Source organism: Alcaligenes sp. 13f (genome assembly GCF_020496585.1).
Taxonomy (GTDB): Bacteria; Pseudomonadota; Gammaproteobacteria; order Burkholderiales; family Burkholderiaceae_B; genus Alcaligenes; species Alcaligenes phenolicus.
The window spans coordinates 142,117-158,093 of the sequence record NZ_JAHKKC010000002.1; the positions used below are offsets into that span (position 1 = coordinate 142,117).

Sequence of the window (15,977 nt, forward strand, 5' to 3'; positions counted from 1 at the left end):
TGAAAAGCGCTGCCTGCGGGTGGCGCTTTTGCTTTATTTGCTTCAAAAAGAGCGTAAATACATCCATTTTGCAAAATAAGTAAGGAAAAATTTTCGTCAAAAAGGTGTCACCTTCAGTTCCTAGACTGGCTCCGTGATCAGTTATCCGAGACGACAGCTATGGTCGAAGGAATACAGGAGCAGTGGCAGCCAGCCTGGATTTTGGCTCCCGAAAACGCCCACTACGGCGAGAACCTGGAATACGAGGCAGACTTTCTGGCCTTGATGCAGGCTTTGCAAGTACAGGGCGAGCAGCAGTTTGGCCAAACCATCATTCCGGCCCAGGTGCCGGAATGGACGCGCATCGTGCGCCTGGTGCAGGATTTGCTGGACCGCTCGGCAGATATTCGCTTGCTGGTGGTGCTGGCCCAGGCGCGTTTGCAGACAGGTGGGCTGCCCGCTTTGGTGGAAGTGTGCGACTGGCTGCTCAGCGCCCTGCAACAAGGCTGGGAGCACGTTCATCCGCGTCTGCACGACGATGGCGAGCTGGACCCCTTGCCGCGCGTCAATGCGCTGGCCGGGCTGTCGGCTATTGATGGTCTGGGTCGCCTGATGCGTGAGGCTCCCGTGGTCAGCCTGGGGCATCGTCAACTGAATTTACGTGAAGTCGGCTATGTGCTGGATGGCAGTCAGAAAGATAGCGGCCTTCCGGGTCGTGACCGTCTGGTCGACGAGTTGCGCCGTGCCTTTGCCGCCGGCCAAAGCCAGACCGTGGCCTTGAGCCGTTTGCGTCAGTTCCGCCAGGAACTGGAGGCCTTGGTGCATCGCCATCTGGATGCTGAGTGGTCCGTGCGTCTGGACGGAGCCTGGGACACCGTGGAGGCTGCCTGCGCGGTGCTGGATGCGGCGACTTCACTGTCTACCCCTTCTGCTCCCGAGCATGTGCAGGAAAGTCACTCCACCATTTCCGTGTCGCCGCAGCCTGCTAATCAGGTACCGCCGGTGATGGGCTTGGCGGGCTGGCAAAACCTGCATGTTTCATCCCGCGAAGAGGTGGTGTTGTTGCTGGACAAGCTGGTGGCGTATTTCGAACAGCACGAACCCAGCCATCCTGCCCCTTTGCTGCTGCGTCGTGCCCAGCAACTGGTGCCCATGGGTTTTCACGAGCTGATTCGTGACCTGGCTCCCGGTGCCTGGGATCAGATCCAGGTTTTCATGCCTCGATCCGAAGTGGCGACAGCCGCTTCTTAATTCCATAAATCAACTGGAGAAGACCTGATGTCTGTGAAATCCAATTCTGGCAGCGGCCAGAAATTCCTTGGGCGCAATCGGGCTCCGCGTGTGCAAATTGAGTACGACGTTGAACTGTACGGCGCCGAGCATCGTGTGCAACTGCCTTTCGTGATGGGTGTGCTGGCGGATCTGGCCGGGCACAACACGGAGAGCCAGCCGGAGCTGGGCGAGCGCAAGTTTATGGAAATCGACGTGGACAACTTCGATGACCGCATGAAGTCCATCGCACCCAAGCTGAACATGCAGGTTCCCAACAGCCTGAAGGGCGATGGCGTGCTGGGAGTGGAAGTGTCTTTTGATTCCATGGACAGCTTCTCCCCGGCTGAACTGGCCCGTCAGATCGAACCTCTGGCCCGCTTGCTGGAAGCTCGTACCCAGCTGGCGAATTTGCTGACTTATATGGATGGCAAAAGCGGGGCGGAAGAACTCTTGTCCCGTCTCCTGCAGCAGCCCGAACTCTTGCGCGCCCTGGCTGGCCGCCCGCCCCAGGCCCTGACGATGGACGAGTCCCAGCCCGATCAGGACAACGAGCCCAAAGCATAAGGAGCCCGCCCCATGACTTCCACCCAGACCTTGACCGCCACTCGCGATACGGCCCAATTGGATGAACTGTCCAGCCTGTTGCAGCAGGAGTTTCGTCCCAAAACCGAGCAGGCCCAGCAGGCGGTTGAATTTGCCGTCACCACGCTGGCCGAGCAGGCGTTGGACCAGTCCGTGACCTTGAGCGACGACGCTTATCAAACCATTCAGGCAGTGATTGCCCAGATCGATCAGAAGATGACCGAGCAGATCAATCACATCCTGCATCACCCCGAATTTCAGCGCCTGGAAGGGGCATGGCGGGGCCTGCACCATCTGGTCAGCAATACCGAAACTGATGAGTTGCTGCGTATCCGTGTGATGCCTGCCACCAAGAAGGAATTGGCGCGCAACCTGAAGCGCTACAAAGGGGTGGCTTGGGATCAAAGTCCCTTGTTCAAGAAAGTGTACGAACAGGAATACGGCCAGTTTGGTGGCGAACCCTTTGGTTGCCTGGTGGGGGATTATCACTTTGACCACAGCCCGCCTGATGTGGAAATGCTGGGTGAGCTGGCTCGTATCGGCGCTGCCGCGCATAGCCCCTTTATCGCCGGTGCTGCGCCGTCCGTGATGCAGATGGAATCCTGGCAGGAGTTGGCCAATCCGCGTGATCTGACCAAGATTTTTTCCAATACCGAGTACGCCGCCTGGCAAAGCCTGCGCGAATCTGATGATGCCCGTTATCTGGGCCTGGCCATGCCGCGTTTTCTGGCGCGCTTGCCCTATGGCGCACGTACCAACCCGGTTGATGAGTTCGACTTCGAGGAAGACACCGACGGAGCCAGCCACGACCGCTACACCTGGGCCAACTCGGCCTACGCCATGGCGGTCAATATCAACCGATCCTTCAAGCATTTTGGCTGGTGCACGGCAATTCGCGGAGTGGAGTCGGGCGGTGCAGTCGAGAACCTGCCTTGCCATACCTTCCCCACGGACGATGGCGGTGTGGACATCAAATGCCCCACGGAAATTGCCATCAGCGACCGCCGCGAGGCCGAGCTGGCCAAGAACGGATTCATGCCCTTGGTACACCGCAAAAACTCCGATTTTGCGGCCTTTATCGGCGCCCAGTCCTTGCAGAAGCCCCAGGAGTACTACGACGCAGACGCTACCGCCAATGCCCGTTTGGCTGCGCGCTTGCCGTATCTGTTTGCCTGCTGCCGTTTCGCGCATTACCTGAAGTGCATTGTGCGCGACAAGATCGGTTCCTTTCGCGAGCGCGACGATATGGAACGTTGGCTGAACAGCTGGATCATGAATTACGTGGACGGCGACCCGACCAACTCTTCGCAGGAAACCAAGGCACGCAAGCCGCTGGCTGCCGCCGAAGTCTCGGTGCAGGAAGTACCGGACAACCCCGGTTATTACGCTGCCAAGTTCTTCTTGCGCCCGCACTACCAGCTGGAAGGCCTGACGGTTTCCCTGCGCCTGGTGTCCCGCTTGCCGTCACTGAAAGGCGAGCAGAACTGATTCCCACCCTGGCCTTTTGATGGCCTTATTCGACCTCCAAGGAGAAAAGCGTGTCTGTTGATATGTTCATGAAAATTGAAGGCGCCAATGGCGAATCCAAAGACTCCAACCACAAGGATTGGACCGATATCCAGTCCTTTTCGTGGGGTGCCTCGCAACCGGGTAGCATGAGCTCGGGCGGTGGCGGTGGCCAGGGCAAGGCCAATTTCAACGATCTGCATGTGGTCGCCCGCATCGACAAGGCTGCGCCTGCCGTGATGAAGCACTGCGCCAGCGGCAAGCACCTGGGCAAGGTGGAGCTGTCGGTGTGCAAGGCCGGTGGCGAGCAGGTGGAATACTCCAAAATCACCCTGGAAGAAGTGCTGGTGACTTCGGTTCAGCTCAATGCCGAGCGCGATGTGGAAAGCGTAATGGTCAATTACTCCTTCCAGGCCGCACGCGTCAAACAGCAGTACTGGGAACAGTCCGACCGCGGCAGCAAAGGTGCTGAAACGCTGGTGGCCTGGGACATCAAGCAGAACAAAGAAGCCTGATCGGGCTTGGGTTTTCAGGCAGGGCCGCTATGGACCGCTTTCGCTTACCGGGACGCCGCGGGGCCGCGCTGATGCGCGGCCAGGCGGATCGCTTGCAACCTTGTCTGCTGGACAGGCTGACCGACGAGCGGCCCGATCAAACCTGGGAGCCTCCTCAGCCCATGAGCCAGTACCAGATGCGTCAGGCGGTATTGCGCGATCTGGGTCATTTGCTCAATACACCCAATCAGGGCGCTACTCCCTTGATGCAGGCCTTGGCTCATGTGCGCCGCTCCTGCCTGAACTACGGCATGAGCCCGCTGGCAGGCAAGACCATGAGCGAGGTGGAGTGGCTGGATGTGGAAGAAGCGCTGCGTACCGCCATCCTGCATTTCGAGCCTCGCATTTTGCCCGATACCTTACAAGTGCATTGTCTGGATCACAGGGCTCAGCGCGATTTGCATAACGTCTTGAGCCTGCGTATTCAGGGCCATGTCTGGTGCGAGCCGTATCCGCAGGAATTCTTGCTGCGCACCAGTATTGATCTGGAAAGCGGGCAGTTGGACCTTGAAGAGAGTTACGCGTCGGGATGAATCCGGAGCTGCTGCATTACTACAACCGTGAATTGGCTTACCTGCGCGAGCTGGGAGCCGAGTTTGCGCAAGCCTACCCCAAAGTGGCGGCCCGTCTGGGCGTGCACGATACGGCGGTGGCTGACCCGTATGTCGAGCGTCTGCTGGAAGGATTCAGCTTTCTGACGGCTCGCATTCAGATGAAGATGGACGCGGAATTTCCCCGTCTTAGCCAGCAGTTGCTGGATGTGATTCAGCCTTCCTGGTTGATGCCCACCCCCAGCATGGGACTGGTGCAGTTTCGTCCCAGCATGAGCGAAGGTGCTCTGGCCAAAGGCTTTACCATGCCGCGCCACACCGCCTTGCGCTCCCGTATTCCGGCCGGAGAACAAACCGCCTGCGAGTTTTCTACTTGCCATGCCGTGGACTTGTGGCCCATGAGCTTGTCGCAGGTACGTTTAGGCGATGTAGCAGCTGATCTGCCCCTGGCGGCTTTAGGTAGCCGGCAGGCCGCGCAAGCTCGTTCGGCCTTGAAACTGGACTTCACGGTGCATGGCGGTTTGACACTGGAGGAGCTGGCTCTGGATGAGCTTAGCCTGCATCTGGACGGCCCGGAATCTGACAGCAGCTTGCTGCTGGATGCCTTGCTGCGGCAGGCGTTGGGGGTGTTCATCCAAATGGAGGACGAGGCCCCACAATTCCTGGCTACGTCTGCTTGTCTGACACACGATGGCCTGGAAGATGATCAAGCCATCTTGCCCATGGTGTCTCACGAGTTCTCCGGCCATCGCTTGCTGCGGGAGTATTTCGCCTTGCCGGGCCGTTTTGCTTTTGTACGGCTGCGTGGTCTGCAAGCAGCTATCGCCAGAGGACGTGCGCAGGAGCGAAAAAGCCGCCGCTGGAGCCTGCATATTGTCCTTAAGCAGGCTTGGCCCGATCTGGCGGCACGCGTTGGCCCTGGCCATGTGCGTTTGTATTGCACGCCTGTCGTGAATTTATTTCGTCGACGCAGTGAACGCATGGCCTTGCGCCCACAGGCAACAGATCATCATGTGGTCATGGACAGAACGCGTCCCATGGACTTTGAAGTTTGCTTGATGGAGCAAGTGCAAGGACATGGCCGACAAGGAACAGACGATGTGCTGTTTCGACCCTTGTATGCCAGCACGGCGCAGGATGCAGGACGCTATGGCAGTTACTACACTGTGCGACGCGAACCGCGTGTCGTGTCTGATACCCAGAAACGCTGGGGTGGCCGCAGCAGTTATGGCGGTAGCGAAGTGTATTTATCGCTGGTGAATCAGCACGAGCAGTCCGAGTTTTTCGGCATGAGTCAGATCAGTGTCACAGCCTGGTGCAGCAACCGTGATTTGCCCTTGCTGCTGCCGCGCTCGCCCGAGTCTGACTTCAGCCTGCAAGTCTCGGCGCCCGTGGCCGGTGTCAGTTTATTGGGAGGGTTGACCCGTCCGCGAGCCGCATCAACCGGCGGCCGTCAGGCCTGGGACTTGATTTCGCAGATGAGTCTGGCCCAGTTGGGTGTGGCCCAGTCCGACCCTAAGCAGGCAGCAGGTCGCTGGCGTGCCTTGCTGGCCCCGCATGTGGACAGCGCGGATGCCGGTGCCTTGCGTCAATTGGCCTCCATTGTGGCGGTGCAGGCGCGGCCTGTGCAGAGGGCCATGCCGGTGCCAGGGCCCTTGGTGATGGCGCGTGGCGTGCATTTTGAGGTCACGCTGGACCAAAGCGGTTTTCCCGGCGGTCGTCCTTTTGTTCTGGCCGCCGTGCTCAGTCGTTATCTGGCTCGTCATGTCAGCCTGAACAGTTTTGTCTCTACCCAGTTTCGTTCCGAGACAGGGGTGGAACTGGGAGCGTGGGGGCCGCAAGCAGGTACGCGGGCGGTGCTGTGAACCGGGCCGAGCAGGAACAGCTAAAGCCCCAGGCTTCTTTGGAAGAGCTGGGCCGTATCATTCAGCAATGGCCTTATGGCCATGATCTGTTTCGGGTTTTGCGGGCCGTCGATGCCTTGCAAGCCGCCCAGGGCCAACCTCGTTTGGGAACCGCGCCTACGCCTCGCCAAGAAAATGTGCGGGTAGGCCAGCCGCCTAGTTTGGCTTTTGCGGCCTCCAGTGTGCAAACCGCTCGTTGGGACGATGAACAACTGCATCTGGATGTGCAGGGCTTTGGTTTGTGGGGGCCCAATGGCCCTTTGCCGCTGCACATGACGGAGTACTTTTTTCAGCGTAGTCGCAACTTTGGTGACCGTGCTGGTGTGGCCTTTCTGGACCAGTTTCACCACCGTCTTTTTTTACTGTTTTTCAGAGCCTGGGCACAAGCGCAAGCGGTTTGTGATCTGGAACATGATCAGGATGGTTTTACGCGCTGGCTGGCCAGCCTGGCCGGAGTCGGGAGCCCGAGCGAATCGGCTCCCATGAGCGACCATGCGGTCCATTTTCAGGCACCCGCGCTGGCGTCTCAAACCCGTAGTGCGCCTGCTCTGCAATCGCTTCTGGCCAGCTATTTCCAATTGCCCGTCAGCATTCAGCAGAACGTGCCTGTGTGGGTGTCGCTAGATGATCAAACCCAGGTCAGCCTGGGTCGCAGTTGTTCGGGGCTAGGGAAAAATTCCGTTCTGGGTGCACGTATTCTGGACGTGCAGCAAACCATACGAATACGGATTGGCCCTTTGAGTCGGCAGGACTATGGCCGCTTCTTGCCAGGTCGTCCGGCCTGGCGGCAATTGCGCTATTGCCTGGCTTTGTATCTGGGCTTGGAGTGGTCGGTTCAGTTGCAACTGGTGCTGCAAGCCAGCGAACAGCCTGATCTGGGTTTGGGGGCGGGCTTGGGCCTGGGTCAGGAAACCTGGCTGGGCCGGCCCGGCACACAGGACAAAGCGGATCTGTGCCTGTTTCTGGACAGCCGTCCAGATTGGCAAGATCCGCGCAGCTAAGGCTTAGGCCTGACGCATTCCCTGCAAAAGATCGAACTCATTTTCCTTATCGGACAAGGTGCTGACCCACTCCGGGGCGCGACCCAACTCTGGCTGCCAACTGGCTGCCGGAATGGTGCTGTCGGTGCTGGGTGAGCTGGCTGGTTTGGCTGCTGTATCGAAGGGGTGCTTGTCCGAGGGCGCAGGCATGGGACCACCGACCGGGACCATGCCGGGAACATGCAGATCTGCGAAAGGATCGGCCGCCGGCGCAGCTGCCAAAGGCGTTTCATCCTGTGTGACGGGGCTGACTCCCGATTCCACCCGGTAGTGCATTTCCCCCAAGGTCAGGCGGTCCCCATTCTGCAAGGTCTTGACCTGTGCCAGTGCCAACTCGATGCCATTCACGGCGACCTGACCGTCTGCGCTAGCTCGTTGAATCGTCAGCACATCGTGCTGGCGACGCAGGTAAGACAGCACGGGCGGCGTCTGATTGTTATCGGGCAAAACCAGATCAGCCTGAGTCCAGGAACCGCAGACCAGACCGGGTTCAGGAACAGGGCGCGGGGCTCCGCCGGACTCTGCTTGCAAACGCCAATCTACAGCTGTGCTCATGGCTGTGCTCCTGCCACTTTTTCATACACCGGGCCCCAGGTGGGGTGACCGCGCTCGGCCTGGGCCAGGGTAAAGCCAGGGTCTACAGCCCGTGCCTGCTTGAAACGCTCTTCACACAAAAAAGTGTAGTCGCGTACGCAAAAGCTGAAGGCCTGCAGTTTCAAGGCTTCGCTGTATTGATTGGGTGCGGCAGCAGGCAGGGTGCTGGAGCGGCCCACTTGCCGGATCACGGTGCTGTAGTCGCCTTCATTAAAGGCAGAGCGTATTTGCTCCAGTTCAGCTTCGGCAGTTGGGCTGAAAACAGCCACTGGCTTGTTCTGGGTTTGGGCGCAGGCTGTCAGTAAAAGGGCCAGAGCCGGAACGATCAGGCGGGCAGGTAAATACATGGCAGGAAAAAGAAAAGTTGTACTTGCCCTCAAGACTAGGAAAGGAAAAAGACAGCCACATGACATGACGCGGACGGTTTTGTAAGAGTTGTTGCGCAAGGGTAAGCACCGAAACACCCCGTGTCCTTAACAAAGTTGTCGCATTCATGCTTTTAGATGGGGCGCATTGCCATTCAAGGAGACATCGTGACCGTTCGCCGATTGCTTCGTGTGTGTTCGCTGCTGATGCTGGGTTTGCTGGCCTCGTGTGCGTCCACCTCCAGTCGCATGGCCGTGCCCTACGAGATTGTTCTGACTGCGGATGAACAGCTCAACCCGGATGCCACGGGTCGGCCCTCCCCGGTACAGGTGTTTGTGTTCGAGCTGCGCTCGGGCAGCACCTTTGAATCCCGGGACTTCTTTGCCTTGCAGTCTGACCCGCAACAAGCCTTGCAGGCGGATCTGCTCAATGTGGAGCAGATCGTGCTGCGCCCCGGCCAGACTCATACCTTCAAAAGGCCAGGCGATTTGCAAGCCACTGCTGTTGGCGTGGTCGTAGGGTATCGCGAGCTGGATGCCAGTGTGTGGCGTGTCCTGTTGCCGCTGCCCGAGTCGCGCACCACCAATATCTACAAGTTCTGGCAGTCGGCCCCGGACGCCGTCCAGGTCAGTCTGCAATTACGCAAGAACGCCATTCATGTCGTTAATTGATGGGCGTGGAACGGATTATTTCAATGGATAAAGTCATTTGGACCGAAGGGCTGTTTTTACGGCCTCAGCATTTTCAGCAGATGGAGCGCTATCTGGAGCACTATGCCCACGCCGGAAGGCGGGCTGCGCAGCCGTTTTGCTGGGGCTTTGAAACCTTGAGTCTGGACGAACAGGCCCTGAGTATGGGCAGTGTCGCATTGCGCGAAGCGCGCGGTTTGTTGCCGGATGGCACGCCCTTTGATTGCAGGCCGGGAGCGATGCAGATTGTGGCCTGGACAGCCCCCGAAGTGGTGCGTCCCGAGCGTCTGATGCTGGTGCTGCCTCGTCGTCAGGCCGGGCGGGCAGAGATTCAGTTTGATGGGCACAGCTCGCGTCGTTCGCGTTATGTGGTCAGCGAGCAGGATCTGTATGACAGCAGTGGTTTGTCACCTGAACCCTGCCTGTCGCAGCTGGGGCGTTTGCAGCCTGTTTTGCTGCCCGAATCCGAGGTGTATGAAGACAGTGTTGCCATGCCCGTGGCCCGCATTCTGGAGCGCGGACCCGACCGATCGCTGGTGTTGGACCCGGATTTCATTCCCCCTATCTTGTCCATTCAGGCCCATGCCCGGCTAAGTGCTCTAAGCGCGGATGTACAGGCGTTATTGCAGGCCCGTGCCCAAGCTTTGGCAGAACGTCTGGGGCCGGGAGGGCGCGGGCAGGGCGATGTAGCCGACTTCATGATGCTGGAGCTGGTCAATCGCTATCGGGCTGCCTTGTGGGCCATGGAGCAGCGCGTACACGTACATCCTGGCGAGCTGTATCAGGCCTGGATGGAATTACATGGTGCTTTGGCTACCTACACCCAGGACGGGCGTCAGCCGCTGATCTGGCCTTCCTATCAGCATGACGATCTGGCCCAGTCCTTTTTGCCGCTGGTGCTGGAGTTGCGCCGTGCCTTGTCCGTGGTCCTGGAGCAGCAGGCCGTGTCGATTGCGCTGGAGGACAAGGGGCAGGGCGTACGTCTGGCCCAGATTGCGGATCGTGCGCTCTTGCGGCAGGCGGGTTTTGTGTTGGCCGTGCAGGCCGATTTGCCCGCCCAAACCGTGCGGCAGCATTTTGCGGCACAGGTGAAATTGGGGCCGGTAGAACGCATCCGCGATCTGGTGCATCTGCAATTGCCGGGCATCGGTTTGCAGCCTTTGTCTGTCGCGCCACGAGCCTTGCCGTATCACGCAGGATTCACCTACTTCGAGCTGGAAAAAGGCGGCGAGCTGTGGCGTCAGCTGGAGCAGAACGGCGCATTAGCCCTGCATTTGGCCGGAGACTTTCCTGGCCTGCAACTTGAGTTTTGGGCGATACGCCGTTGATCCGGAGCATGGCTATGAACGAGACAGTTTCCTGGAGTAACGGCCCGGTCCCGGACGAGCGCCGATCGCGGGCGGATGCGCCACGCTTTGTTGCGCAAGGGGCCAATCCCTTGCTGGAGGCCGCCAACCCTTTGCTGGTGATGGTGTCCGATATACGCCGCAGTGCCCGACATGCAGACCCGGCAGGTCTGCGTGCCAAGCTGGTCGCTGAAATCCGTCAATTTGAATTGCGCGCCCAGGCCGTGCCAGTGGCCAATGAAACCATTTTGGCGGCGCGCTACTGCCTGTGTACGACCCTGGACGAGGCGGCTGCGCTCACCCCTTGGGGGCAGGCCGGAGTCTGGTCCTCGCACACTTTGCTGGTCACCTTTCACAACGAGACCTGGGGCGGGGAGAAGTTCTTTCAGCTTTTGGATAAATTGATGCAAAGCCCGGCAGCGCATTTGCAGTTGCTGGAGCTGATGTACTTTTGCCTGGCTTTGGGTTTTCAAGGCCGCTATCGCGTGCATGAGCAGGGCGCCAGCCAGCTGGAAACCGTGCGCCAACGGCTGTACATGAGCTTGCGCCAGTATGGGCAGACGGTACCAGCCGCTCTGTCCCCGCATTGGCGCGACAACCCGGCGCAGAAAGTTGGCAAGCCTTTGCCTGTGCCTATCTGGGTGGCCGTTTGTGTGGCCTTGCTGCTGTGCTTGTTGATGTATCTGGGTACCAGTCTGTTGCTGAACCGGCAGTCTGATCGGGCTTTCGAGGACATTGTGGCTTTGCGCCTGCCGGCCTTGCAGACACAGGGCCAGCCGCCGTCCAGTGGCGTTGCGCCGCAGGCACCCTTGGCCTTGGCAGAGCTGCTGGCCCCCGAGGTGGCCGAGGGCCTGCTGACCGTCCGAGATCAGGCCGATCGCAGCGTCATTATCTTGCGAGGCGACGGTCTGTTCGACTCAGGAGCCGACCAGATCCGTGCGCCGCTGCTCCCTGTCATTGCTCGTATTGCGGATGCCGTTGAAGCTGCACCGGGCCTGGTACTGGTGGATGGCTATACCGATAACGTCCCCATACGCAGTGTGCGCTTTCCTTCCAATTTTCATCTCTCGCAGGCTCGTGCCGATTCAGTCAAGGCCGTCTTGCAGGAGCGCTTGAGTCAGCCTGAACGTGTGCGTGCCCAAGGCCGGGCCGATGCTGCACCTGTGGCCGATAACGGTACTGCTCAAGGTCGGGCACAAAACCGTCGGGTAGAAATCACGATTGTGCCCTTGAGCAAGGAGGCCGGGCAATGACACGTCTTTTGAGTCTGGTCTTCAGCCGCAGCGTCTGGACCTTTGTGGGTGTGCTGATCCTGCTGGTGCTGATCTGGTTGCTGGGGCCTTTGTTGGCGATTGGCCAAACCCGGCCATTGGAAACCGAGCTGTCGCGCTGGATTGCGATGGCTGTGGTGGTGGTGTTCTGGTTGCTGCGCTTGTTGTGGCGCAGCTGGCGTGAAGGCCGCTTGAACGCGCAGTTGCTAGGCCAATTAAGCCGCCCGGCGCAGAAGGCATCAGCATCGAGCAATACGGCTACGCCGCATCCTTTGCAAAGCCAGTTTGATGAGGCCATCGAACTGCTCAAGCGGATTCGCTTTGGTTCGCATATGGGCGGACGTTTGCGCTCCTTGCTGTCGCGCCAGTACGTGTATCAATTGCCCTGGTATGTCTTTATCGGGGCACCCGGAGCGGGCAAAACCACGGCGCTGGTCAATTCCGGCTTGCAGTTTCCCTTGTCGGAGCGCTACGGAAAAACGTCGCTGCGAGGTGTAGGGGGCACGCGCAATTGCGACTGGTGGTTTACTGACGAAGCCGTCCTGCTGGATACGGCAGGACGCTACACCACGCATGAAAGTGATCCGGTAGGAGATGAGCAGGAATGGCGTGGTTTCCTGGGCCTGCTCAAGCGCTATCGCCGCAGGCAGCCGATAAATGGCACTTTGCTGACTATCAGCGTGCCAGATTTGTTGTCCAGCACGGCCGCGCAACGTCACGATCATGCGCAGGTCTTGCGCCAGCGCCTGGCCGAATTGCGCGAGCGTTTGGGGATTCAGTTTCCTATCTATGTGCTGGTCACCAAAATGGATTTGCTCCAGGGCTTTCAGGAGTATTTCGACCATTGTGATCGTCAGGAGCTGGAGCAGGTCTGGGGCTTCACCTTGCCTTATGAAAGCTCGCGCGAAGCGGGATTTTCCTTGTCGCATACCTATGGGCGCGAGTATGAGGCCTTGCATCAACGCCTGGAGCGTGGTCTGGCGGCCGTGATGGCCGAGCAGCCCAACGAAAGCGTGCGTGCCGAAGCCTATCTGCTGCCACAACAGTTTGCTCGCCTGGGGCCGGTGCTGGAGGAGTTTCTGGAACAGGTGTTTAGCCAGTCCCGCTTCGAGGCACCACTGTTGCTGCGCGGCGTGTACTTCACCAGTGGTCGGCAAGGAGGTGTGCGTCTGGATCAGGTGCGGGACTCCATGCGCGAGTATCTGGAAGTGGATGTGCAGGCGGATCAAGCGCAGCCGGTGGCCGGTCAGGGCCGCAGCTATTTTCTGACCCAGCTGCTGAAAGAGCTGATCTTTCAGGAGGCCGGTGTTGCAGGCCGCGACGAGCGCTGGGAGCGCCGCGTGCGCTTGCGTCATTTTCTGGTCTACGGTCTGGTGGCGGTGGGTGTGTTGCTACTGGGGCTGGCCTGGAGTCGCAGCTTTCTGTTGAACCGCAGCTATGTGGAGCAGGTTGAAGGACGTGTTCCGCAGGCTCAGCAACAGGCGGACCAAACACAGGTGCTGGATACCACACCGGCGGTCGGCTTGCTGCCTTTGCTGGATATGTTGTCGCTGCTACCGCAAAGCGATCAGTTTCCCTTGGATGCGCCCGGTCTGGAGCGGCGCATGGGCCTGTATCAGGGCGACAAGATGAAGGCCGCCGCCGATACCGTTTATCAACGCGCCTTAGAAAAACTGCTGGCCCCCTTGCTGGCGCGTCGTATCGAAACCGTGTTGCGTAGCGAGCAGGCGCAGGATCTGGAGTACGGCTACGAGGCCCTGCGCGCCTATCTGATGTTGTACGACACGCGACGTTATGACGCGGCCCATTTACAGACCTGGTTGCTGGGTAGTTTGAAGCAGGACTTGCCGGCAGGCTTTACCCAGTCGCAATACGACAGGCTGGAGAGCCATGTCCGTGCAGTGACACAGGCGGGCTTGCTCTTGAATCCCTTCCCGCGCAATGAAGCCTTGATTGAGCAAAGCCGAGAACGTCTGGCGCGTATCAGCCTGGAGCAGCGCACTTACAGCCGCATGCGCCGTATTCTGGCGGCCACGCCCGGTTTGATACCTATGTCGGTCTCAGGCATGGCCGGGCCCTACGCGGCCTCTGTATTCAAGCGCGACAGCGGCAAGCCGTTAACCGAAGGGATAGACGGTCTGTACACCTACGAGGGTTACTGGACCGTGGTTGAACCACGTATCGACAGCGAACTGCAGCAGATGCGTGAGGATGATCGCTGGATTCTGGGGCTGGATACGGGAGCCGGACAGTCCGAGGCGGCGCGTCGTGCGGCAAGCCAGGAGCTGCGTCGTCTGTATCTGCTGGATTATGTGCGTGTGTGGGATGAGTATCTGGCTGACTTGCGCCTGTTGCAAGGCGGCAGCTTGCTGGAAAACATTCAGCTGGCCCGCACCCTGTCCATGGCCGATTCTCCCTTGAAGCAGTTGGTCCAGCAGGTGGCTTTGCAAACTCGTCTGTTGCGAGAGGATGCGCAGCAGGGGGCCTCTTTGGGGGCACAAGCCAAAGTGCGGCTGGACGATACCCGGCAGGCGCTGGAGCAGATGTTTGGCCCGGTCGGGTTGGAGGGGAGTCGTCGTAATGAGCCTCAGGCCAAGCAGGTAGAGGCCATCGTGGATCAGCATTTCGAGCCTTATCACCGCCTGGCTTCCAGTAGTGGCGGGGCACCAGCGCCTATTGATGGCACCCTGGAATTGCTGGATGAGTTCTATGCTTTTTTGACCTCCTCGGATGCTGCTCTGCGCAGCGCGGGTACACCGCCGCAGTCCAATGTCTTGACCAAGTTGCAGGCAGAGGCAGGTCGGTTGCCTGGGCCTTTACGTGATGCGCTGGATCAGTTTTCGGTGGGTGCTTCTGCCGAGATCGCGTCGCGGACTCAAGCCAGTTTGGGGCAGTTGGTAAACGCCACTATCGGTCAGTTTTGCCGTAGTGCGATTGCGGGGCGTTATCCCTTCGCCGCTCAATCCAGGCAGGATGTCGCACCTAACGATTTTGCCCGCATGTTTGCGCCGGGTGGCTTGATGGATGCCTTTTTTCAAGAGCATCTGATGCACCAGGTGGATATGTCAGGTGGGCGCTGGCGTTTCAAACCGGGCATAGATGGGCAGGCGGCGGCCAACTTCCGTTATCTGGATGCGTTTCAGCGTGCGACTGTGATTCGGGACGTGTTCTTCCCGGCAGGCAGTAATCAACCGCGTATTGATATGGCGTTCACCCCGGTTCAGCTGGATGCAGAACTGTCGCAAGTGCTGCTGGATGTGGATGGTCAGGTGCTGCGTTATGCCCATGGCCCGCAGGTCGCCATGGGCGTGCAGTGGCCGGGGCCGCGCGGGGGCCGTCAGGTCAGTCTGGAGGCACAGCCACAATCCGAAGGGTCAGGGATGAGGGCGACAGGTGCCTGGGCGTTGTTGCGATTGCTGGACAAGGCACAGCCTGTATCGGGTGCGTCTGCTGGGGCACAGCGCTTGTCTTTTGCTTTGGGGAGTCGTCAGTTTGTGGTGGATGTGGTGGCCAATAGCTCCAGGAATCCGTGGCGTTTGGCGGAGATGAGAGGGTTTAGCTGCCCAGGGAGCCATTGAGATGCGCCAGGATGATTTCGACTCCAGCCCGGAGGTGATGTGGTACGGCAAGATTCCGGCCATGGGGGACTTTGTGCGCAGACGTATGCCCGAGCCGATTTTGTTGCCGTGGGAGCGCTGGTTCAGCAGTGGTGTCAGCCAGATTCGTTCGCCCCACAAAACGGCTGGAGCCAATATGCCCAGCTCGCCTGTCCATGCCTGGGGATTTCTGATGTCCTTGCCGCAAGGGGGCGTGCAAGCAGGAGCGGTCATGCCCAGTCAGGACCGGGTTGGGCGCGAGTATCTGGTGTGCGCTTTGGTGCCTTTGAATGCCGAGCAATGTCAGCGTATCCGTCTGCCTGTACTGGCCAATATGGTTGAGCAATTGGGCCTGTCCTTGCAGCAAGGGGTGCGGTTTTGCTGGGCGGCAACCCAGTTGGATCAGACTTTGTGTAGTGCCGTGCCTTATGCCGGTTTGCTGGCGGAGAGTGCCGCCGCCCAGTCCGAGCAGCGTGATGCCGGGCAGGACATTCTGGATGTTTTGTATGGCTCTCGTGCGCCGTCTGTGCCACAAGACCCGTGGGCTGTCCTGCAGCCTTGTCTGGAGCCCGGCTCCCACCGTAGTTACTGGTGGTGCCTGGGCATGAACAATCCTAGCTGGCGCAGCGTGACGCACAGTGGCGAGCTAAGTCTGGCCCTGTTTCGGCGCTTGTTCGTGTCAGCAACAGCGGCAGATGCAGCAAACCGCGCCTATCAACCATGGTGA

14 protein-coding genes are annotated in these 15,977 nt (G+C 59.4%); 12 read left to right on the top strand and 2 right to left on the bottom strand.

Annotation, left to right across the window (positions count from 1 at the left end; translation table 11 throughout):
• Positions 1 to 159 precede the first annotated feature (159 nt).
• From tssA to tssG, 7 genes are read left to right on the top strand one after another with little or no spacing between them, the layout of a single operon-like run.
• Positions 160 to 1,230 carry a type VI secretion system protein TssA gene (gene tssA / locus KOE80_RS02175; RefSeq protein WP_226348235.1) on the top strand — a complete coding sequence of 357 codons (1,071 nt, stop codon included), beginning with the start codon at positions 160 to 162 and terminating at the stop codon, positions 1,228 to 1,230.
• 27 nt (positions 1,231 to 1,257) lie between these two features.
• Positions 1,258 to 1,815 (top strand): type VI secretion system contractile sheath small subunit, encoded by a 558-nt coding sequence (gene tssB, locus KOE80_RS02180; RefSeq protein ID WP_086061191.1) that lies wholly within the window; start codon positions 1,258 to 1,260, stop codon positions 1,813 to 1,815.
• Positions 1,816 to 1,827: 12 nt separating this feature from the next.
• On the top strand, positions 1,828 to 3,321 hold the full coding sequence (tssC, locus tag KOE80_RS02185) for a type VI secretion system contractile sheath large subunit (protein WP_009455530.1): 1,494 nt from the start codon (positions 1,828 to 1,830) through the stop codon (positions 3,319 to 3,321).
• Positions 3,322 to 3,371: 50 nt separating this feature from the next.
• Positions 3,372 to 3,854: an Hcp family type VI secretion system effector gene (locus KOE80_RS02190; protein ID WP_035270090.1), complete on the top strand. Its 483-nt coding sequence runs from the start codon at positions 3,372 to 3,374 to the stop codon at positions 3,852 to 3,854.
• A gap of 29 nt (positions 3,855 to 3,883) precedes the next feature.
• Positions 3,884 to 4,426 (top strand): type VI secretion system baseplate subunit TssE, encoded by a 543-nt coding sequence (tssE, locus tag KOE80_RS02195; protein ID WP_021447237.1) that lies wholly within the window; start codon positions 3,884 to 3,886, stop codon positions 4,424 to 4,426.
• On the top strand, positions 4,423 to 6,309 hold the full coding sequence (gene tssF / locus KOE80_RS02200; RefSeq protein WP_115634534.1) for a type VI secretion system baseplate subunit TssF: 1,887 nt from the start codon (positions 4,423 to 4,425) through the stop codon (positions 6,307 to 6,309). Before tssE ends, tssF begins: the two co-directional genes overlap by 4 nt.
• The gene (gene tssG / locus KOE80_RS02205) at positions 6,306 to 7,349 is read left to right on the top strand and encodes a type VI secretion system baseplate subunit TssG (RefSeq protein ID WP_226348236.1); all 1,044 of its coding nucleotides are present in this window, start codon (positions 6,306 to 6,308) and stop codon (positions 7,347 to 7,349) included. Before tssF ends, tssG begins: the two co-directional genes overlap by 4 nt.
• Before the next feature lie 3 nt (positions 7,350 to 7,352).
• On the opposite strand, the gene KOE80_RS02210 is transcribed toward tssG, so the two are convergent.
• Complete coding sequence (locus KOE80_RS02210; RefSeq protein WP_115634532.1) at positions 7,353 to 7,943, bottom strand: hypothetical protein; 591 nt, start codon at positions 7,941 to 7,943, stop codon at positions 7,353 to 7,355.
• Positions 7,940 to 8,329, bottom strand: a complete 390-nt coding sequence (locus tag KOE80_RS02215; RefSeq protein WP_060185441.1) for a TssQ family T6SS-associated lipoprotein — start codon at positions 8,327 to 8,329, stop codon at positions 7,940 to 7,942. Before KOE80_RS02215 ends, KOE80_RS02210 begins: the two co-directional genes overlap by 4 nt.
• Before the next feature lie 186 nt (positions 8,330 to 8,515).
• On the opposite strand from KOE80_RS02215, the gene tssJ reads away from it, so the two are divergent.
• Genes tssJ through tagF form a run of 5 tightly spaced genes read left to right on the top strand, consistent with a single transcriptional unit; the run spans position 8,516 to position 15,977 of the window.
• Positions 8,516 to 9,019 (top strand): type VI secretion system lipoprotein TssJ, encoded by a 504-nt coding sequence (gene tssJ, locus KOE80_RS02220; RefSeq protein ID WP_226348237.1) that lies wholly within the window; start codon positions 8,516 to 8,518, stop codon positions 9,017 to 9,019.
• Between the two features lie 23 nt (positions 9,020 to 9,042).
• Complete coding sequence (tssK, locus tag KOE80_RS02225) at positions 9,043 to 10,365, top strand: type VI secretion system baseplate subunit TssK (RefSeq protein ID WP_115634588.1); 1,323 nt, start codon at positions 9,043 to 9,045, stop codon at positions 10,363 to 10,365.
• Positions 10,366 to 10,379: 14 nt separating this feature from the next.
• A complete protein-coding gene (locus tag KOE80_RS02230) occupies positions 10,380 to 11,636 on the top strand; it encodes a DotU family type VI secretion system protein (RefSeq protein WP_115634530.1) in 1,257 nt (418 codons plus the stop codon).
• Entirely contained in the window at positions 11,633 to 15,232 is a 3,600-nt protein-coding gene (gene tssM, locus KOE80_RS02235) for a type VI secretion system membrane subunit TssM (protein WP_137430556.1), read from the top strand. Before KOE80_RS02230 ends, tssM begins: the two co-directional genes overlap by 4 nt.
• A gap of 1 nt (position 15,233) precedes the next feature.
• On the top strand, positions 15,234 to 15,977 hold the full coding sequence (gene tagF, locus KOE80_RS02240) for a type VI secretion system-associated protein TagF (RefSeq protein WP_226348238.1): 744 nt from the start codon (positions 15,234 to 15,236) through the stop codon (positions 15,975 to 15,977).